Here is a 19,089-nt window from a genome sequence, read left to right on the forward strand (position 1 = left end):
GTGACCTGCTGACCTTCGACATCGGCGGCGAGCACCGCCAGGCACGGGTCAGCAGCCTGCGTACGGTGCACTGGGACAGCTTCCAGCCGAACTTCTACATGATCTTCCAGCCCGGCACCTTGCAAGGCCTGCCCGCCACCTACCTGACCAGCTTCTACCTCGCGCCGGGGCACGATACCGACGTGGTCGCCCTGTCGCGGGCGTTTCCGGCGGTGACCATCCTCCAGGTCGATGCGCTGCTGGGGCAACTGCGCAGCATCCTCGCCCAGGTCACCTTGGCGGTGGAGTACGTACTGCTGTTCGTGCTCGCGGCGGGCCTTGCGGTGTTGTTCGCCGGCCTGCAGGCCACCCTGGACGAGCGTATCCGCCAAGGCGCGCTACTGCGCGCCCTGGGCGCCGGCCGTGCGCTACTGGTCAAGGCCCGGCGCATCGAGTTCGGCCTGCTTGGCGCCGCCAGCGGCCTGCTCGCTGCCCTGGGCTGCGAACTGATCACCTGGGCCCTGTACCGCTATGCCTTCGACCTGCACTGGGCGCCGCATCCCTGGCTGCTGGTACTGCCCGTGCTGGGCGCGGTCCTGGTCGGCGGGGCCGGTGTGTTCGGCACCCGGCGGGCACTCAATGCAACGCCACTGAGCGTTCTGCGCGAGACCTGAGCCGACGGCGCATGCTCGCCGTGCCTGTAAGCACGGTGAGCAGCACCATCGGCGCGCCCACCAGCCATGCCAACTGGCTCACATCCAAATGCGGCCAGTGGCTGGCAAGAAAGCCATACGCCGCACCGCTGACCATCTGCAGGAAGAAGAACTGACCGGTGGACAGCCCGATATCCCGCTGCACACAACGCAGCAGCCCTGCCTGGGTCGCCGGAATCACCATGCCAGTGCTCAACAGGATTGCCATCATCGGAACCACGAACGCTCCCGCCACCGGCCCTGCCAGGTGAACGGCCAACCACAGGCCAACCCAGCCGAGAGTACCAACAGCGGCCCCGACCGCCAGGATCAGCGCCAGATCATGCTGGCGACTCAGGCGCCGGGCCAGAAAGCTGCCGGTGACATAACCCAGTGCACAGATGGCGATCAGCGCGCCGTATTCGAATGCGCTGAACCCCAGGACAACCTGGAAGGCGTAGGACGATGAAGACAGGAAGCCGAAGTAGCTCATCCAAACCAGGCTAATGCAGGCTGCATGAAAAACGAACGCAGCGTTGCCCAGGTTGCGTCCGTACACCCGCAGCACCAGGCCCGGAGTAACGCCCTGGCCTGTCCCCGGCAGGCTCGGCACCAGGCGCCAGAACACCAGCAGTACCAGCAGGTTGAATACCCCCACCAGCCCCAGAATCCCGCGCCAGCCAAACTGCGGTAGCAAAGCGCCACCCAGCAACGGCGCCAGGCACGGGGTGATGGCGATGGCCGAAGCCAGCGTGGTGAGAGTGCCCATGCGCTCGCGCTCGGTGAACACCTCGCGCACCACCATACGGGTGGTCACCGTGCCGACGCAGCCGCCCAATGCTTGCAGCAGGCGGCCGATCATGAAGGGCAGGAAGGACGTGGCGCTGGCCGCAAGCCCGGTACCGCACGCTGCCAGCAGCAGCCCGCCCAGTTGTACTGCCCGCGGGCCGTAGCGATCACACAGCAGCCCGGCCAGCACCATCGACAGCGCATAGCCGACCATGTACATCACCAGTGTGCTCTGCACCTGGCCAAGGCCAACCTGCAACTGCTCGGCCAGTTGCGCCGAGGCCGGCACCATGATGCCCAGCCCGACCTGCGGCACTACCACTGCGGCCAGCAAGGCCACTGACAATCCGGGCCGGTTCATGGCTGCACCCGCGAAGCAAAAGACAATCGGACGGGCGAACGCAGCCCCACCGCAATACGCATGATTCGATGTTCCTTGAATGAAGGTCGGGGACGCCTGCAGGCACGACGCAAAGGCTCTGCGTCACGCGATTGAGGTTAGGGGCGGCGCTGCATAAGATGAAGGCCCATTAGGCCTTCCCGAATATGGACCACTATGGCCAGAGGCAAACAAGCCATTGCCCTCGATCTCGCCCTGCCGTTCGAGCTGTCTGCCGGTAGCGCTACCGGCAAGCACCGGCTGCTGCATGGATTTCTCCAGGAGCTGGTGGTCAGCGGCCATCTGCCACCCGGCACCCTGCTGCCCTCCACACGCACGTTGGCACAGCGCTGGGGCGTGGCGCGTGGCACGCTGGAGGCGGTGTTCGAGCAGCTCAAGCTGGAAGGCTTCATCGAGCGGCGCCAGGGCGCAGGGTCGCAGGTCACCCTGCAACTGCCCGATACCCTGATCGCATCCGGCAATCCGGCCGGCCAGGCGTCGCTATCACGGCCGATGGCCGACCCGCAGTCGGTGCAGGCGCAGGTGCAAGCGCGGGTCCCCTTCGTCGCCCGCCTGCCCGACCCGAACTTGCTGGAGCAGCATCTTTTCCCGGCACGCCTGGACGGCGCCGGCCTGCTTGAAAGCCTCCCTGCGCAGGGTGACCCACGCCTGCGCCAAGCCATCGCGGCGCACTTGAAGCTCTATCGGGGTATCGACTGCGAGGCGGATGACATCCTGGTCACCCACGGCATTCGCCACACCCTCGACCTGTTCAGCCGCGTACTGCCCAAGCACCGAGCGCTCGCCGTTGAGGACCCAGGCTATGCCTGGGCCAGGCGGATTTTCGAGCGTTCGGGGCACAGGCTGTTCAGCACGCCGCTCGACGAACAGGGCCTGCGCGTCGATGCACTTGCCGATCATGAAACGCTCGGAGCGGTACACGTTACCCCCGCCCATCAAGCGCCACTGGGCATCTGCATGAGCGTCGAACGCCGCCAGATCCTGCTCGACTGGGCGCAGGCACGGGACGCGATAATCATCGAGGACGATTACGACAGCGAGTACAACTATGCGAGTGCACCGCTGCCGGCGATCAAGGCGATCGACCACCACGACCGAGTGCTGTTCTGCGGCAGTTTCAACAAGACCTTGTTCAGCAACCTACGCCTGGGCTTTGCCGTGGTTCCCCGGCGCCTGCACGCCGAAATGCTGGACACGCTGACGATCTCCGGGCAGGCGCCTGGCGCCCTCGGCCAGCGGGCGCTGGAGCAGATGCTCGGCAACGGCCAGTATGCACGCCACCTGCGCATTGCCCGGCAGACCTACCAGCAGCGCCGCGACCTGCTCATCGACAGGCTGCGCCGGCACACTGAGGTGCGGATTGCAGGCGAGCAGTCAGGGCTGCATTTCATCCTCTGGTTGCCTGAAGGCTGCAACGAACAGCAATTTTGCCAACAGGCCCACGAGCAGGGCCTGATGCTTCAGCCGCTCGGACTGTTCACCCGTGAACATGCCTGGCCGGCGGGCGTACTGGTGGGCTACGCCTCGTTGAGCGAGGCGCAGATTGCGGTGGCGGGGGACACATTGGGGCGGCTGTACCTGAATGCGCTCACTGGGCGCCGTAGTGGATGCGATTGATGTACCAGGTCGCTTCGCCCGTGGGCGTTAGCACCAGCACCTCATCGCCCTCTTCTTTTTTCAGCAGCGCACGGGCCATGGGCGAGTCGATGGAAATGTAGTCGTTACGGCCATAGATCTCGTCGTAACCGACGATGCGAAACGTCAGGGTTTCGCCGTCGTCGTTCTCGATCTCGACCCAGGCACCGAAGAACACCTTGCCTTCCTGCTCCGGGGAATAGGCGACGACTTTCACATCCTCGAGGCGCTTGCGCAGGTAGCGGACCCGCCGATCGATCTCGCGCAGCAATTTCTTGTTGTACTGGTAATCGGCGTTTTCGCTGCGATCCCCCAGCGACGCAGCCCAGGTCACCTTCTGGGTGATCTCGGGGCGGTAGACGCGCCACAGGTGATCCAGCTCCTTCTTGAGGGCTTCATGACCTTCGGTGGTGATGATGTTGGTACTCAAACCGCTTGCTCTCCTCGGCACAGCCACAGCAGGCGCCTTGGGCCTGCCGGGTTACCGAGCTTAACCAAAAACAGGCGCCGCCACACCTTGCTCAGCGGCGGGTGATCAGGCCCTGGCGTGCAATGCGGGTCAACTGGCCGATGATCTCGCCGGCATCCTCGCCGATCGGGGCTTGGATCACAGCGAGGTCAAAGCGGTCGTTGGCGTAATGGGCAAGGTTGCAAGCCGCTTCGGCGAACTGGATGAGGAAGGCACGGGCCTGGCCCTTGCGGCGCGAAAAGCCGTCGAGGTTACGCAGAAGTGTGGGTTGATGCTGGCCACCGAGCAGGATGCGCGGTGTGCGGGATGCCTGGTCAGCAGGCAGTGGGGTCAGGCAGACACTGGTACGTGGGCAACTCATGGTGGTATCTCTTCGCCTCGCAAATCCCGCTGGGCAGCGGTGGGAGGCGTCACCGAACCAGCGCTTTAGCGGTATTTCGGATTGCCCTGGGGCTTATCCTGCGCCCCGCAAGTAGCTGTTTAAATCGGCGCAAGCGGTATCGTAGAGCGTCGAACGGCAAGCTGCAAGTGGGCGTTCACTTGCAGCTTGCCGCAGGCGGGTTGCAGCGAGATGTCAGCGGGCGATCAGGCGATCCAGCGACAGGCGCCCTGCCCCTTCGACCAGCACCGCCAGCGTGCCGCCCAAAAGCGCCAGGGCGAACTCGTAGCCGTTGTTGGACATGAACAGGCCATTGCCGATGTGCACCGAGAAGATCGCGACCACCAGCGTCACGCTCAGCGCCAGCGCAGCCGGGCGGGCCAGCAGGCCAAGCAGCAGTGCCAGGCCGCCGAAGAACTCCGCGCTGCCCGAGAGCAGGGCCATCAGGTAGCCAGGGGCCAGGCCAATGCTCTCCATCCACTGACCGGTGCCTTCCAGGCCATAGCCGCCGAACAGGCCGAACAGCTTCTGTGAGCCATGCGCCATGAAGATGATGCCGACCAGGATGCGGATGATGCTGAGGCCGAAACCGGCGCGGGTGACGAACAGGGCGTTGAGGGAGGGATTCATCGGGTGAGCTTCCTTGAAATGTCAGGTTGGAATGGCCGCCATCTTAATCAAATCAGCGAATAAGAAAACCGCAAAAAACCCAACAAACAAATCGAAAAAGTCGATTTATCAGCGTTTCGCGACCCGCTCCAAGGCGCTGCGCTCCCGGTTGAATGCCAGGAAGTACTTGTTGACGCTGTTGACGAAGTTCACCGGCCCCATACCCACCTGCTCCATGGCGATGCGCTCGGTCTGGAAAAACCACTGGTTACCGTTGAGGCCACGGCGACGGGCCTCGGCGCGCATTGCCTGGACGCGTTCCGGGCCGAGGTTGTAGGCGGCAAGAATGAAGGCCATGCGCTCACGCTCATTGAGCTGCGGGCTGGAGAAGAACTTGCGTCGGATCAGCGCGAGGTAGCGGGCGCTGGCCTGAACATTGCCGTCGACCGTGGCCGTATTGCTCACGCCCACCCGTTGCGCGGCGGCCGGGGTGATCTGCATCAGCCCATGGGCGCCCCCTGTACCACGGGCCTTGGGATCGAATGTCGACTCCTTGAACGCCAGGGCCGCCAGGTTGAGCCAGTCGATCTGCTGCTCGGCGCCGTGCTTCTGCAACACCGCGCGCAGCGACTCCAGGCGTTGGCGGTCCTGGCGGGCCAGCGGATTGTGCACGCGGTACTGGCGTCGATAGATGCGCTCGAAGGCTGCATCCTGGTTGTCCGGCGCGCGGTAAACGGCAAGGAAGCGGTCCACGCTGGCCAGCAACTGCTCGGCATCCTTGCGCACATACCAGCGCATGGCCTGAGGTTGGCTCAGACGCAACTGGGTGTCCAGGCGCAGCTTGGGCATCACCCGCGCCCAGCGCTGGGCGATGGGGCGTTCCACCACGGTCAGGTGATAGATGCCGGCCTGGACCATCTCCAGTACATCTTCGACTGCCAGGGTCGGATCGACCCACTCGATCTTCACCAGCGGGCGCTTGCGCAGGGCCAACTGCTGGTTGATCTGCTCGATCACCGCACCGGCAGCGCTGGCGGTGGTCAGGGCAATGGTGCGCCCGGACAGCTGCTCGACCCGGCTGAAGGCTCGCTCACCCTTGCTTCCGACCAGCAACAGCGGCACCTGGTCAAGCACCGGCGCACTGACTCCGACGCCCTGCACCAGCCCCGCATCGAGCAATTCGCCAGGCGCGGCAAGGTCGCCTTCACCGCGCTGCAGGGCACCTATCAGTTGCTCCTTGGCGCGCGGGACGATCTGCAGCGTGATTTCCTGACCGTCCGCGACCCGCGCATTGAGAAAATGCTCCAGCGCGCGCAGGCGATAGTATTCGATACCCACCGGTTCGCCCTTGACCTCGCCTGAGCTGTTGCGGCTCTGGTTGACCAGCACCCGAAACACCTTGCTCGCTCGAATCTGCGCAAGGTCGCGACTCTGGCTCGCCGGCACATGCTGCAGCGGGCCGGTTTCGCGGGCGATGGCAGGCGCTGCGGCGATCAGCCCGAGCAACAGCAAGGTCGTCAGCAGGGTTCGCAGCATGAAGAAGGGTCCAGAAGCGGTTGGCGAAACCATGCGCCGAGCGGTGCGCATGACAAATGACGGCAAGAGACCATGGCAAACGTTTGAAGTTCTTGGTTTTTCTGCGAACTTGCAGATTTTGCTATGCTGGCCGCCCCGCGGCACGAGGTAGCACCATGCAACTGATCGATATCGGCGTCAACCTGACCAACACCAGCTTTCACGACCAGCAGGCGGCGATCGTCGAACGCGCCTTGGCCGCCGGCGTGGCGCAGATGGTTTTGACCGGCACCAGCCTTGCCGTCAGCGAAGAGGCCATGCTGCTATGCCAGCGCCTGGATGAAGCCGGCCAACACCTGTTCAGCACGGCCGGCGTCCACCCACACGATGCCAGCCATTGGGAAGGTGCCAGCGAACGTACCCTGCGCGATCTGCTGGCTCAGCCGCGGGTGCTTGCCGTGGGTGAATGCGGGTTGGACTTCAACCGTGACTTCTCCCCCCGTCCACAGCAGGAAAAAGCCCTGGAAGCTCAACTGGCCCTGGCCGCCGAACTGCAGTTGCCGGTCTTCCTGCATGAACGCGATGCCAGCGAGCGGCTATTGGCAATCCTCAGGCACTACCGTGACCAGTTGCCAGCCGCCGTGGTGCATTGCTTCACTGGCGAGCGCCAGGCGCTGTTCGCCTACCTCGACCTGGACCTGCACATCGGCATCACCGGCTGGATCTGTGACGAGCGACGCGGGACGCACCTGCATCCACTGGTAGGCAATATTCCCGAAGGCCGACTGATGCTCGAAAGCGATGCGCCCTACCTGCTGCCGCGCACCCTGCGACCGAAACCGAAGAACGGACGCAACGAACCGGCCTTCCTGCCTGAAGTACTGCGTGAAGTCGCCTTGCACCGGGGTGAAAGCGTTGAGCACTGCGCCCAGCACACGACGGCCACGGCCAAGGATTTCTTCAAGCTCCCTTGACGCATGTCATGAAGGCTTCGCGCGCGAGCGGACACAATGATGGCACCTTGCCAATAATGTTTCCGCTCAACTCAGAGAAGACCTACCATGGGTGCCTGGCTTAGCAATATTTCCCTGAAGTACAAATTCTGGGCAGTCAATGCGGTGGCCTTCGTCACCACCTTGCTGCTGGTGCTCTACGCGGTCTACCTGGAGCAGCAGGCCCGCGCCGAATCGGCCCAGGCGCATGCCGTCACCCAGGCCGAACTGCTGGCCACCTGGCCCGCTGCACAACCCTTCCCCCACCTGCCACATATGATCACTTGGCAGGAAGGCCAGACCCCGAGCTTCAAAGGCGAGCCCGTCGAGGCACTGCGTGACGGCCAAGGCTGGGTCACGTTGCCCGCCGCCTGGCTGTTTGGCGACGATCCGCTGCGCGGCGCCCAGGTGCTGCGCCAGGGCAACCAGCACATTGCCGTGCTGGCGCAATCGCCAAGCCTGCGCCAGGTATTCATCGACCGGTTCAGCAACTACGCGGTGTGCGTACTGATTCTCATGCTGGCGATGCTTTGCGCTTCGCAGCTGCTGATCCGCTTCCTGCTCAGCCAGCTCAACACCCTCAAGGATGTGATGCTGCACGTGGAAAAAACCGGCGACCTCTCGGCGCGCGTGCCGCTGGCCTGTGGCGACGAAGTGGGCCAGATGGCCGGAGCCTTCAATGCCATGCAGACGACCTACCACCGCGTAGTCAGCACGGTGGCCCACACCGCCGCGCAACTGGACTCAGGCGCCGCACGTCTGGCCACGAGCATGGACGAAGTACGCCACGGCATGATCGGCCAGCAGAGCGAGACCGACCAGGCAGCGACAGCGATCAACGAAATGTCCGCCACCGTGCATCACATCGCCCAGCACGCCGGCGCCACCCGTGACCTGTCGCAAAGCGCCGACAGCCTCGCCGGCAGCGGCCAGGAAGTGGTCAGTCGGGTACAGGATTCCATCGCCGGGCTGTCCAGTGGCGTGCAGCAGACTGCCGAGATGATTCGCCAACTGGCCGACGACAGCCAGAAGATCAATGGCGTGGTCAGCGTGATCCACAGCATCGCCGAACAGACCAACCTGCTGGCCCTCAACGCCGCCATCGAAGCCGCACGCGCCGGCGACCTGGGTCGCGGCTTCGCGGTGGTGGCCGACGAAGTACGCAACCTGGCCAAGCGCGTGCAGAACTCCACCAACGAGATCACCACCATGGTGTCCGCGCTTCAGGACGGCACCCGTGATGCCGTGGAGTACATGCAGGAGAGCTCCTACAAGGCCGACGACTGCGTCAAGCAGGCCCGCGAAGCCGGCGACGCACTGGCCGAAATCACCCGCGCGGTGGCGCAGATGCGCGAGAGCAACACACAGATCGCCGTGGCCGCCGAGCAGCAGAGCCAGGTCGCCGAGGAGATGAACCGGGCAGTGGTGAGCATCCGCGACGTCACCGAAGAAACCGTACAGCAGACCGTAGGATCGGCCACCACCAGCAATGCGTTGGCGACCCTCGCCGGCGAACTGAACAAAGCCATCGGCCAGCTCAAGCTATAGTCCCGATAAACAGCCTCGATTGGCCCCCTGCGGGGGGCCGCACTAAGCTCTGGACGTGACCAAGGGGAATTGTCCATGAGCAAACGTCTGCCGAATCTGCCCGCCTGGCAATGGCGCGGCTACCACCATAATCACCGCCACCCGACCAACCTGGTGCTGCACTTGATTGCCGTACCGCTGTTCATCCTAGGTGCCCTGCTGGTGCTTTCGGGCGTGTTCTCGCTCGACATCACCCAGCTTGCCGTAGGCGTGATCGCGCTGATCGCAGGGCTTGCCATGCAGCGCCAGGGCCATCGCCTGGAGGCCGAGCAACCCGAGCCGTTCAGTGATCGACAGGACGCCCTGAAACGTCTGTTGACCGAACAGTTCATCACCTTCCCACGTTTCGTCCTGAGCGGTGGCTGGTGGCGTGCCTGGCGCGAAAGACACAAGCATCGGCCCTGAACACGCGGCAAGGCTCAGGCAAACACCGTCACTGTCTGCCGGCTCAAGGCCAACAGGCGGCCATCCGCCGACCACAAGCGGGCTGCGGCATGCCCATAACCATCACGGGCGTGCTCGGTCTCTACACAGTACTGGTACCAGTCGTGCGTGCTGAGCTCCGGCAATGGCTGGACGAACTCGATGGTCCAGGTCAGGGTGCTGCCTGCGGCAGGTTGCTTGAGAAAAGGCATCAGGCTCGGCGGCCAGGCATCGACCAGCGCCAGCAGGTGCGACACTTCGAGCGGCGCCTCCGGGAGGTCGCGCAGACGCACCCAACCGCCCATCTGGCGCGATGCGTTGCCGCTGAAGGGTAGCCCCCCGATCGCCCAGCGCAGCGCCACCTTGCGCATGAATTCAGGCATGACGCCCTTGATGTAGGGCAACTCCGGTGTCGAATCCTCCAGAGCCTTGAACGATGGCGCTGGCTCGGCCTGCACCTCTACCACCGACGGGCGTCCAGCACCGAAGTTGCCCTGCACCAGCGTCACCACCTGCCCATCCTGGATCGCACGCCCTAACAGCGTGCTCACAGCCTTGCCCTCACGCAGCACCTCGGCCTCGAAGCGTATCGGCACATCCGGTGCCGCCGGGCCGACGAAACTGATGGCCAACGAGCGCACTGGCCGCCCATCGCTGATCTTCTGGCACATCGCCTCATAGACCAGCGCCGCCATCAACCCGCCAAACGAAGCGCGGCCCTGGGCCCAGTCTGGTGGGATACTGACCGACGCCGGGTGGCGGCGCACGGCCTCTAGCAGTTCATCGAAATTCATGGAAGTCCTTGGCCTCTGTCGACAACGGGGTCAAGGCGCATGGTAACCAGCAGGCTGGCACAGGGCAGCCCGCATATCGGTCATTTACTGGGGTTATCGACGCGACAGGGCTTTGCGCAACGACGCCAAGGTGGCATCGCTGGCACGCTCGGTCTCATGCAACTCGGTTTCCCAAGCCGCCTCGCACGGCGCCAGCTCGGGATGCTCGCGCAACTGCAGCAGCCATTGAACACGATCATGCCAATCGCCCAGGTCCCCTTGCGCCTGCTTGAGCAGCCTCTGAAGCTTCTTCCCTGCATGGCGCAACTGCGGGTAGGCCTCATCGCCGTAGCGCACCCGCTTGATCAACAGACGCAAGCGATGCCGGTCGTGGGCCGGATCGTCGATGGCCGCTTCCAGCTTGCGCCATTGCTTGCGCAGGCGTTTGTCGATGCGCGTGCCCAAGTCATTCGCCAGGCCTTCGCGTTGCGAAGCACGCAGGAACAGGGGGAATGAATCCAGTATCGCCAGCAGCCGGGTCAACTGCGGGCTGGCAGCGACGCTGGCGAAAGCTGCCGCCCTGCCCTGCAGGCGCCGCTGCCCGGCCTGCACGTACCCAGCAGAGATCAACTGATCGGCCAGCACCTCACGGTCGCGCAGAGGCGTGGTGAGCGTGCCCAGCGATTTCGCTGCATCCTCCAATTGTTCGACACCCGGCAGCGCGCGCAAGGGTCGCAGCAGACTGCGCAGGCGCCTGACACTGGTGCGCAGGTCGTGCAGGGCTTCGCTGTCGGTATCGGCAGCCAGGCGTTCCCGGCAGGCCAGTAGACGCACCTGCAGGGCCAGGACCTGAGCGACTACATGATCGAGCATCGCGGGCATATCAGCCTCCTCGGTCAACGGCCTGCACGGGACTCACGGATATAGAAACGTGCCCGCTCGGCTTTGCTGCTGCACCCCTCGAACGCCTCGAACTGCTGCTGGGTCTTGGCTCCAGTCAGCAATGACAGCGCCTTGGAGTAGCTCACGGTACCGGCAAACCCTTCGGCCTTGGCGAGGTCGAGTTCCTTCCAGGCCGCATCCAACTGAGTCGCGCAACTGTCGCGATAGGCCGTCTTGCCCGCACAGCCAGCAAGGGCCAGGGCAATCAGGGGAAGGCAGATCCAGGCTTTCATCGGGCATTACCTCAAGAAGGACAAAACAGTCGCTGTTCGACGGCCGGCAACGTGAAAAGTGCCATGCTCAGCGTAGCCCAGCGCGCAATGACATTGAAGCACCGGCACCAATGGGTGCATTGTTGGAATACGCGCGAAATGCCTTGGGGGAAAAAGTATGAGCAAGCGTGTCGCACTGGTGCTCGGTTCGGGCGGTGCCCGGGGATATGCGCACATCGGCGTGATCGAGGAGATCGAGCGTCGCGGCTACGAAATCGCCTGCATCGCCGGTTGCTCGATGGGCGCGGTGATTGGTGGCATCTATGCCGCCGGCAAGCTCGACGAATACCGTCGCTGGATAGAAAGCCTGGACTACCTCGACGTGCTGCGCCTGGTGGATGTGAGCTTTCGCCTGGGCGCCATTCGGGGTGACAAGGTATTTGGACAAATCCGCAAGATCGTCGGCGAGATCAACATCGAACAACTGCGAATCCCCTATACCGCCGTCGCCACCGACCTGACCAACCAGCAGGAAATCTGGTTCCAGGAAGGCTGCCTGCACCAGGCCATGCGCGCCTCGGCGGCGATTCCCAGCCTGTTCACGCCCGTCATGCAGGGCAACCGCATGCTGGTCGATGGCGGCATCCTCAATCCATTGCCGATCGTGCCGGTGGTGTCCAGTCACTGCGACCTGATCATCGCGGTCAACCTCAACGCCACCAATCAGAAGCAGTACCAGTTGCCGGTGATCGAACGCCCGGCGGCGTTCAGGATGCGATTCGAATCGGTGATCAGTTCGCTGGGGTCGCGCATGCCGTTTCGCCGCAAGCCGGCCGAGCAGCTGATGCGCATCGAGCAGGAAATCGTCGCCGAACGCATGAGCCAGACAAACCCGTGGCTGAGCGATCCCGCCGACCCGGAAAGCCAGCAACCGGCAGCGGCCCCGGAACGCGAAGGCGCCCCTAAGTCGGCGACCGGTTCGTTCATCATCGATAACGTCGGACCTGCATCGCTACTCGACCTGATCAACCAGAGCTTCGAGGTGATGCAGACCTCGCTGGCACAGTACAAGATCGCCGGGTATCCGCCGGATGTTCTGATCAACGTGCCGAAGCGAGTGTGCCGGTTTTTCGAGTTCTACAAGGCGCCCGAGCTGATTGCGCTGGGACGGGAGATTGCCCGCGATACGCTGGACAGTCATGAGGGGGAGGGGCGCTAGGCCTGGAGATGGCGGAAACGAAACAGGCCGCATAAGCGGCCTGTTTCGTCACGACGACAGCACTCAGTAACGGGTGATGTCGGCGCTGGCTTCCAGTTGCTTGCGGAAGGCAGCGAAGTCCTGCTGGCCGGCGCGCGAAGCGAGGTAGCGACGAATCTGCACCTTCTCCTCGTCGGACGCGGCAGCACCTTCGTTGACACCCTTGAGCTGCAGCACCACCAGGCTACCGTCACCCAGGACGACACTACCGTAGACAGGCTTGTCCTTGGACTCAGGCTTGGCCATGCGGAACGCGGCCTGCAGTTCGGCTGGGTCGATGCCTTCCTGGTTGCGGGTCACCGCCTCCTGCACCTTCCACTTCTGCCCTTCCTGGTCGGCGCCCTTGGCGATCGAACCATCACGCAGGCCGGCAATCAGCTTGTCCGCCTTGGCCTTGAGCTCGGCGGTCGCCTTCTCCTTGGCCAGGTGTTCGCTGATGTTCTTCGACACGGCTTCCAGCGCCAGTTGCTCCGGCTTGCGGTGCTCTTTCACCCGCAGTACCACCACGGTCTCAGGGTCAAGCTCCAGGGCACTGCTGTTGGCGCCTTCGTCCATCACCTCTTCACTGAACGCAGCCTGGATCACCGAACGATTGGCAGTGATGCCCTCGCCGCCCTCACGTCCGAACGGTGCCGAGGTCTGTACCTTCAAGCCCAGTTCCTGCGCAGGCTGCGCCAGGTCGGAGGCTTCGAAGGCCGAGTCTTCCAGTTGCTTGGTGACTTCGACGAACTTCTGCTCGACCTGCTGGGTTTTCAGCTCGTGGGTCAGCTTGTCCTTCAGGCTGGCGAAGGTAGGCACTTCAGGCGCCTCGACGCCCAGCAGCTTGATCAGGTGATAGCCGTACTCGGTGCGAACCGGTGCCGACACCTGGTCCTTGTTCAACTTGTACAGGGCATCCTCGAAGGCCGGGTCATAGACACCCGGACCTGCAAAGCCGAGGTCACCGCCATTGGCCGCCGAGCCCGGATCCTGGGAGAACTCCTTGGCCAACTTGGCGAAGTCTTCACCCTTGGACAGGCGCTGCTGAATCTCTTCGATGCGGGCCTTGGCCTGGGCATCATCGGTCTTGTCGTTGACTTCGACCAGGATGTGCGCAGCGCGGCGCTGTTCCGCGAGGTTGGCGATTTCCTTTTCGTACAGCGCCTTGAGCTCGTCTTCGTTGACCGAAACCTGGTCGAAGAACGCAGCTTTCTTCAGCTCGATGTAATCGATGACCACCTGATCAGGGGTCATGAATTCCTTGGCGTGCTGATCGTAATGCGCCTTGATCTCTTCATCGCTCACCTTGACTGCGGCCGGGTTGGCCTTGAAGGTCAGCGAAGCGAAATCGCGGGTCTGGTTTTCCAGACGGGCGAAGGCGTCGACTTGTTTGTCGGTAACGAAGCTGCTGCCTGCCAGGCCGGTACGCAGCTGGCCGATGAGCATTTCCTGAGCGAGCATTTCGCGGAACTGCATGCGGCCGTAGCCCATCTGGCGGATGACGGCGTCAAAGCGCTCGGCGCTGAACTTGCCATCGACCTGGAACTCAGGCGTCTGCAGGATCAACTGATCCAGTGCCGCCTCGGAGAAAGAGAACTTGGCGTCTTCGGCACCCTGCAACAGCAGCTTGCGGTCGATCAGCCCCTTGAGTGCCGCGTCACGCAGCATCTTCTCGTCCAGCATCGCCGGATCGAAATCCTTGCCCAGCTGTTGCATCAGCTGGCGGCGCTGCATGTCGACGGCCTGGCTCAGCTCGTTCTGGCTGATGGTCTGGCCATTGACCTTGGCGGCATCCTGGCTGTGGCTGGCGGCCTGGAAGATGGCCTCGAAACCGGTCAGTGCCATCAGCACGACGATGAGGCCAATGATGGTCTTGGCAATCCAACCCTGTGAATTGTCCCTGATATTCTGCAGCATGCGTCCCCCAGAAACGGTCGTACCACTGCATCGACAACCGCGGAGAGTGGGTAGAATCCTGATAAAAGAAAGGCGCATCCGAGGATGCGCCTTTTCTTAGCAAACGTGGCAGGCGGGAACGTTTGCGGCCCCCGCCGCTACGTGCTCGGACCTGGCCAGGCCGGGTCCGGCTGAAAGAGACGACTTAGTTGACGGCGTCTTTCAGGCCTTTGCCAGCTTTGAAGCCTGGAACCTTGGCGGCAGCGATCTTGATCGCCTTGCCGGTTTGCGGGTTACGGCCGGTGCGCTCAGCGCGCTCCTTGACGGAGAAGGTACCAAAGCCAACCAGAACGACGTCGTCGCCTGCTTTCAGGGCACCGGTTACGGAGTCAATTACTGCGTCCAGCGCGCGGCCGGCTACAGCTTTCGGGATGTCAGCAGAAGCGGCGATAGCGTCAATCAGTTCCGACTTGTTCACTCTAAGTCCCCTTATATCTCTATTGAGTTTGTTTCTAAGTATGTAATGAAAAGCTTATGAAACGATCATTGGGTGGCCTGTTGACACTGGCGTGCCGCTTTATAGCAAGGGCCCGAAAAAGCTGTCAACCGAAGGCCCCCAATGAAATACGAACTAGTGCGTGCTAATTCTTTCCTTAGCATCGCTGTCGCGCTTCTCTTCTTTCGCGACAATCTCCGGAGCCACATCTGGCAAGGGCTCCGGGGCGTATTGCAGCGCAATTTGCAGGACCTCGTCAATCCATTTAACCGGTTTGATTTGCAGATCCTGTTTTATATTTTCAGGAATCTCCTTCAGGTCACGCACATTTTCCTCGGGAATGATGACTGTCTTGATCCCGCCGCGGTGCGCCGCAAGCAGTTTTTCCTTCAGCCCGCCGATGGCAAGCACCTGACCGCGCAGGGTGATTTCACCGGTCATCGCCACGTCGGCACGCACCGGAATCTGGGTCAGCGCCGAGACCAGTGCAGTGCACATGCCGATACCGGCACTCGGGCCATCCTTGGGCGTGGCGCCCTCGGGCATGTGGATGTGCACGTCGTGCTTCTCGTGGAAATCGGCAGCGATACCCAGGCTGCGGGCGCGGCTGCGTACCACGGTCTGTGCGGCAGTGATCGATTCGACCATGACATCGCCGAGCGAGCCGGTCTTGATCAACTGCCCCTTGCCCGGAATCACGACCGCCTCGATGGTCAGCAGCTCACCGCCGACCTGGGTCCAGGCAAGGCCTGTGACCTGGCCGATCTGGTCCTGGGTTTCGGCCAGACCATAACGGAACTTGCGCACACCCAGCAGGTGCTCGAGCTGGTCGCCGGTGACCTTGACCTTCACCTGCTTGTTGCCGGCATGCTCCTTGACCACCTTGCGGCAGACCTTGGCAATCTGGCGCTCCAGACCACGCACACCGGCTTCTCGAGTGTAGTAGCGGATGATGTCGCGGATCGCGGCGACGTCGACCTCCAACTCTTCCTTCTTGAGGCCGTTGGCCTTGACCTGCTTGGGCACCAGGTACTTGACCGCAATGTTGACCTTCTCGTCCTCGGTGTAGCCCGGCAGACGAATGATCTCCATCCGGTCCAGCAACGCTGGCGGAATGTTCATCGAATTGGAGGTGCACAGGAACATCACGTCCGAGAGGTCGTAATCGACTTCCAGGTAGTGATCGTTGAAGTTGTGATTCTGCTCCGGATCGAGCACTTCGAGCAGTGCCGAGGCCGGATCGCCGCGCATGTCGCTGCCCATCTTGTCGATCTCGTCGAGCAGGAACAGCGGGTTGCGCACCCCGACCTTGGTCATCTTCTGAATCAGGCGCCCCGGCATCGAGCCGATGTAGGTACGGCGGTGACCACGGATCTCGGCCTCGTCACGCACACCACCCAAGGCCATGCGCACGAACTTGCGATTGGTGGCAGCGGCGATCGACTCGGCCAGCGACGTCTTGCCCACGCCGGGCGGCCCGACGAGGCACAGGACGGGGCCACGGATCTTCTTCACGCGCTTCTGGACCGCGAGGTACTCGAGGATCCGCTCCTTCACCTCTTCCAGGCCGTAGTGGTCCGAATCGAGGATCTCTTCAGCCTTGGCCAGATCCAGACGCACCTTGCTCTGGGCTTTCCAGGGCACCTGCACCAGCCAGTCGAGGTAAGAGCGCACCACCGTGGCCTCGGCGGACATCGGCGACATCTGCTTGAGCTTGTTCAGCTCGGCCTGGGCCTTGGTGAGGGCATCCTTGGGCAGGCCAGCAGCATCGATACGCTTTTTCAGCTCCTCGACTTCGTTGTGGCCTTCGTCGCCGTCGCCGAGTTCCTTCTGAATGGCCTTCATCTGCTCATTCAGGTAGTACTCGCGCTGGCTGCGTTCCATCTGCTTCTTGACCCGGCCACGGATGCGCTTCTCGACCTGCAGCAAGTCGATTTCGGCGTCCAGCAGCGCCAGTACGTGCTCGACACGGGCAGACAGGTCGATGATCTCGAGGATTTCCTGCTTCTGCTCGATCTTCAGCGCCATGTGCGCGGCCATGGTATCGACCAGGCGCCCCGGCTCTTCGATGCTGTTGAGCGAGGACAGCACTTCGGCAGGCACTTTCTTGCCCAGCTGAACGTACTGCTCGAACTGCGACAGCAGGCTGCGCACGAACACTTCGGACTCGCGCTCGGCCGCCTCGACCTCGTCGATCAGGCTGACTTCGGCGCGAACGTGGCCTTCGACCTCGGTGAAGCGCTCGACCGCACCGCGCTGCTCGCCTTCGACCAGCACCTTGACGGTGCCATCAGGCAGCTTGAGCAGTTGCAGGACGGTAGCGATGGTGCCGACGCGATACAGGGCATCTTCGCCCGGATCATCGTCGGCTGGATTCTTCTGGGCCAGCAGGAGGATCTGCTTTTCGCCCGTCATTGCGGCCTCTAGGGCTTCGATGGACTTCTCGCGTCCCACGAACAGCGGGATAACCATGTGCGGATAGACGACGACATCGCGCAATGGCAAAAGAGGCAAGTCGAGGGTGGTCTTCATGATTTCGCCTCTACAGCGGCCTTGGGGCCGGAAACCGGTGGAAATAGTGCTTGGAGCTAATGTGGGGGCAGGTCCGCAAAAATACAAGCGCTGGCGCCAGAAAAGCAGAAAGGGGCCCGCGGCCCCTTTATGCTTCAACGTGTCAGGCGTGCGACTCAGGCGTCAGGCACGGCCTTGGCTTGCGGCTCGCTGTTCTCGTAGATCAGCAGCGGCTGCGAAGTACCGTCGATGACGCTCTCGTCGATCACCACCTTGCTGACATCCTTCTGCGAAGGAATCTCGTACATGGTGTCGAGCAGCACGCCTTCGAGGATCGAACGCAGGCCACGGGCGCCGGTCTTGCGCTCCAGAGCCTTGCGAGCAACGGCCTTGAGCGCGTCGCTGCGGAACTCGAGGTCCACGCTTTCCATCTCGAACAGCCTGGCGTATTGCTTGGTCAGGGCGTTCTTCGGCTCGGTGAGAATCTGCATCAACGCAGCTTCGTCCAGCTCGTCGAGCGTGGCCAGAACCGGCAAGCGACCGACGAATTCCGGAATCAGGCCAAACTTGACCAGATCGTCCGGCTCGACTTCGCGCAGCGACTCACCCACCTTCTTGCCTTCCTGCTTGCTGCGCACTTCCGCGCCGAAACCGATACCACCTTTGGTGGAGCGGTTCTGGATGACCTTCTCGAGACCCGAGAATGCGCCACCGCAGATGAACAGGATGTTACGCGTGTCGACCTGCAGGAACTCCTGCTGCGGGTGCTTGCGGCCACCCTGGGGCGGCACGGAAGCCACGGTCCCCTCGATCAGCTTCAGCAATGCCTGCTGCACGCCCTCGCCCGAGACGTCACGGGTGATGGACGGGTTGTCCGACTTGCGCGAGATCTTGTCGATCTCGTCGATGTAGACGATGCCCATCTGGGCCTTTTCCACATCGTAGTCGCACTTCTGCAACAGCTTCTGAATGATGTTCTCGACGTCCTCACCCACATAACCGGCTTCGGTCAGGGTGGTGGCGTCGGCAATGGTGAACGGCACGTTCAACAGGCGCGCGAGGGTTTCGGCGAGCAGGGTCTTGCCCGAGCCGGTAGGCCCGATCAGGAGGATGTTGCTCTTGCCGAGTTCGACCTCGTCGCCCTTCTTGTCACGCTGGTTCAGGCGCTTGTAGTGGTTGTACACCGCTACGGCAAGCACCTTCTTGGCGCGCTCCTGACCAATGACGTACTGGTCCAGGATACCGCTGATTTCTTTCGGCGAAGGTAGTTTGTGCGCGTTGCTCTCGGCCTGGGCTTCCTGCACCTCCTCTCGGATGATGTCGTTGCACAGGTCGACGCACTCGTCGCAGATAAATACCGAGGGCCCGGCAATCAATTTGCGCACTTCGTGCTGGCTTTTGCCGCAGAAGGAGCAATAGAGCAATTTGCCGTTGTCCTCGCCGTTACGGGTGTCAGTCATTCGATCGATCCAATCCGGTAGGCTTGCAACACAAGATGAAGGCAATTGCGGGCTTTTTCAAGTCCGCAGGCGGGCCCTTTCGGCGCCCGCCCG

The 19,089-nt window shown here is 62.7% G+C and carries 18 protein-coding genes; 6 read left to right on the top strand and 12 right to left on the bottom strand.

Annotated features, from left to right (window positions below):
• Window positions 1-653, top strand: a 653-nt coding sequence (locus APH44_RS09115; RefSeq protein WP_156343739.1) for an FtsX-like permease family protein, incomplete at its 5' end; no start/stop codon positions are given.
• Here APH44_RS09115 and APH44_RS09120 read toward each other — a convergent pair.
• Window positions 616-1,821, bottom strand: a complete 1,206-nt coding sequence (locus tag APH44_RS09120; protein ID WP_082420874.1) for an MFS transporter — start codon at window positions 1,819-1,821, stop codon at window positions 616-618. The two genes, APH44_RS09115 and APH44_RS09120, sit on opposite strands and share 38 nt — an antisense overlap.
• Before the next feature lie 195 nt (window positions 1,822-2,016).
• On the opposite strand from APH44_RS09120, the gene APH44_RS09125 reads away from it, so the two are divergent.
• Window positions 2,017-3,477: a PLP-dependent aminotransferase family protein gene (locus APH44_RS09125; protein WP_054892374.1), complete on the top strand. Its 1,461-nt coding sequence runs from the start codon at window positions 2,017-2,019 to the stop codon at window positions 3,475-3,477.
• Here the strand turns inward: APH44_RS09125 and greB are convergent.
• The 4 genes from greB to APH44_RS09145 form a co-directional block, all read right to left on the bottom strand.
• A complete protein-coding gene (gene greB / locus APH44_RS09130; protein ID WP_054892375.1) occupies window positions 3,449-3,925 on the bottom strand; it encodes a transcription elongation factor GreB in 477 nt (158 codons plus the stop codon). The two genes, APH44_RS09125 and greB, sit on opposite strands and share 29 nt — an antisense overlap.
• Before the next feature lie 91 nt (window positions 3,926-4,016).
• Window positions 4,017-4,325: a hypothetical protein gene (locus tag APH44_RS09135; RefSeq protein ID WP_054892376.1), complete on the bottom strand. Its 309-nt coding sequence runs from the start codon at window positions 4,323-4,325 to the stop codon at window positions 4,017-4,019.
• Window positions 4,326-4,538: 213 nt separating this feature from the next.
• On the bottom strand, window positions 4,539-4,973 hold the full coding sequence (locus tag APH44_RS09140; protein WP_054892377.1) for a DoxX family protein: 435 nt from the start codon (window positions 4,971-4,973) through the stop codon (window positions 4,539-4,541).
• Window positions 4,974-5,081: 108 nt separating this feature from the next.
• Entirely contained in the window at window positions 5,082-6,488 is a 1,407-nt protein-coding gene (locus tag APH44_RS09145) for a transglycosylase SLT domain-containing protein (protein WP_054892378.1), read from the bottom strand.
• Between the two features lie 155 nt (window positions 6,489-6,643).
• Between APH44_RS09145 and APH44_RS09150 the strand changes: the two genes are divergently transcribed.
• From APH44_RS09150 to APH44_RS09160, 3 genes are all read left to right on the top strand, one after another.
• A complete protein-coding gene (locus APH44_RS09150) occupies window positions 6,644-7,441 on the top strand; it encodes a TatD family hydrolase (RefSeq protein ID WP_054892379.1) in 798 nt (265 codons plus the stop codon).
• Between the two features lie 87 nt (window positions 7,442-7,528).
• Window positions 7,529-9,007: a methyl-accepting chemotaxis protein gene (locus APH44_RS09155; RefSeq protein ID WP_054892380.1), complete on the top strand. Its 1,479-nt coding sequence runs from the start codon at window positions 7,529-7,531 to the stop codon at window positions 9,005-9,007.
• 75 nt (window positions 9,008-9,082) lie between these two features.
• Entirely contained in the window at window positions 9,083-9,451 is a 369-nt protein-coding gene (locus APH44_RS09160; protein ID WP_054892381.1) for an Mpo1-like protein, read from the top strand.
• Window positions 9,452-9,465: 14 nt separating this feature from the next.
• Here the strand turns inward: APH44_RS09160 and APH44_RS09165 are convergent, their stop codons facing one another.
• The 3 genes from APH44_RS09165 to APH44_RS09175 form a co-directional block, all read right to left on the bottom strand.
• Window positions 9,466-10,263, bottom strand: a complete 798-nt coding sequence (locus APH44_RS09165; RefSeq protein WP_054892382.1) for an acyl-CoA thioesterase II — start codon at window positions 10,261-10,263, stop codon at window positions 9,466-9,468.
• 93 nt (window positions 10,264-10,356) lie between these two features.
• On the bottom strand, window positions 10,357-11,124 hold the full coding sequence (locus APH44_RS09170; protein ID WP_054892383.1) for a CHAD domain-containing protein: 768 nt from the start codon (window positions 11,122-11,124) through the stop codon (window positions 10,357-10,359).
• Between the two features lie 14 nt (window positions 11,125-11,138).
• Window positions 11,139-11,417: a hypothetical protein gene (locus APH44_RS09175; protein ID WP_054892384.1), complete on the bottom strand. Its 279-nt coding sequence runs from the start codon at window positions 11,415-11,417 to the stop codon at window positions 11,139-11,141.
• 157 nt (window positions 11,418-11,574) lie between these two features.
• Between APH44_RS09175 and APH44_RS09180 the strand changes: the two genes are divergently transcribed.
• Window positions 11,575-12,615, top strand: coding sequence for a patatin-like phospholipase family protein (locus tag APH44_RS09180; RefSeq protein ID WP_054892385.1), 1,041 nt, complete (start codon window positions 11,575-11,577; stop codon window positions 12,613-12,615).
• A gap of 63 nt (window positions 12,616-12,678) precedes the next feature.
• Here the strand turns inward: APH44_RS09180 and APH44_RS09185 are convergent, their stop codons facing one another.
• The 4 genes from APH44_RS09185 to clpX all read right to left on the bottom strand — a co-directional run bounded on the left by APH44_RS09185 (window position 12,679) and on the right by clpX (window position 18,996).
• Window positions 12,679-14,550, bottom strand: a complete 1,872-nt coding sequence (locus APH44_RS09185; RefSeq protein ID WP_054892386.1) for a SurA N-terminal domain-containing protein — start codon at window positions 14,548-14,550, stop codon at window positions 12,679-12,681.
• 184 nt (window positions 14,551-14,734) lie between these two features.
• The gene (hupB, locus tag APH44_RS09190; protein WP_054892387.1) at window positions 14,735-15,007 is read right to left on the bottom strand and encodes a nucleoid-associated protein HU-beta; all 273 of its coding nucleotides are present in this window, start codon (window positions 15,005-15,007) and stop codon (window positions 14,735-14,737) included.
• A 153-nt stretch (window positions 15,008-15,160) separates the two neighbouring features.
• The gene (gene lon, locus APH44_RS09195) at window positions 15,161-17,557 is read right to left on the bottom strand and encodes an endopeptidase La (protein WP_054892388.1); all 2,397 of its coding nucleotides are present in this window, start codon (window positions 17,555-17,557) and stop codon (window positions 15,161-15,163) included.
• 155 nt (window positions 17,558-17,712) lie between these two features.
• Window positions 17,713-18,996 (bottom strand): ATP-dependent Clp protease ATP-binding subunit ClpX, encoded by a 1,284-nt coding sequence (clpX, locus tag APH44_RS09200; RefSeq protein ID WP_054892389.1) that lies wholly within the window; start codon window positions 18,994-18,996, stop codon window positions 17,713-17,715.
• Window positions 18,997-19,089 lie beyond the last annotated feature (93 nt).

It is taken from the genome of Pseudomonas sp. NBRC 111143, from assembly GCF_001320965.1.
GTDB classification, from domain to species: domain Bacteria; phylum Pseudomonadota; class Gammaproteobacteria; order Pseudomonadales; family Pseudomonadaceae; genus Aquipseudomonas; species Aquipseudomonas machongensis.

Bases quoted from the DNA above. Each gene is read 5' to 3' on its own strand.
- APH44_RS09120 (WP_082420874.1), bottom strand. From the start codon at position 1,821: ATGAACCGGCCCGGATTGTCAGTGGCCTTGCTGGCCGCAGTGGTAGTG.
- APH44_RS09125 (WP_054892374.1), top strand. From the start codon at position 2,017: ATGGCCAGAGGCAAACAAGCCATTGCCCTCGATCTCGCCCTGCCGTTC.
- APH44_RS09135 (WP_054892376.1), bottom strand. From the start codon at position 4,325: ATGAGTTGCCCACGTACCAGTGTCTGCCTGACCCCACTGCCTGCTGAC.
- APH44_RS09140 (WP_054892377.1), bottom strand. From the start codon at position 4,973: ATGAATCCCTCCCTCAACGCCCTGTTCGTCACCCGCGCCGGTTTCGGC.
- APH44_RS09145 (WP_054892378.1), bottom strand. From the start codon at position 6,488: ATGCTGCGAACCCTGCTGACGACCTTGCTGTTGCTCGGGCTGATCGCC.
- APH44_RS09150 (WP_054892379.1), top strand. From the start codon at position 6,644: ATGCAACTGATCGATATCGGCGTCAACCTGACCAACACCAGCTTTCAC.
- APH44_RS09155 (WP_054892380.1), top strand. From the start codon at position 7,529: ATGGGTGCCTGGCTTAGCAATATTTCCCTGAAGTACAAATTCTGGGCA.
- APH44_RS09160 (WP_054892381.1), top strand. From the start codon at position 9,083: ATGAGCAAACGTCTGCCGAATCTGCCCGCCTGGCAATGGCGCGGCTAC.
- APH44_RS09165 (WP_054892382.1), bottom strand. From the start codon at position 10,263: ATGAATTTCGATGAACTGCTAGAGGCCGTGCGCCGCCACCCGGCGTCG.
- APH44_RS09170 (WP_054892383.1), bottom strand. From the start codon at position 11,124: ATGCCCGCGATGCTCGATCATGTAGTCGCTCAGGTCCTGGCCCTGCAG.
- APH44_RS09175 (WP_054892384.1), bottom strand. From the start codon at position 11,417: ATGAAAGCCTGGATCTGCCTTCCCCTGATTGCCCTGGCCCTTGCTGGC.
- APH44_RS09180 (WP_054892385.1), top strand. From the start codon at position 11,575: ATGAGCAAGCGTGTCGCACTGGTGCTCGGTTCGGGCGGTGCCCGGGGA.
- APH44_RS09185 (WP_054892386.1), bottom strand. From the start codon at position 14,550: ATGCTGCAGAATATCAGGGACAATTCACAGGGTTGGATTGCCAAGACC.
- lon (WP_054892388.1), bottom strand. From the start codon at position 17,557: ATGAAGACCACCCTCGACTTGCCTCTTTTGCCATTGCGCGATGTCGTC.
- clpX (WP_054892389.1), bottom strand. From the start codon at position 18,996: ATGACTGACACCCGTAACGGCGAGGACAACGGCAAATTGCTCTATTGC.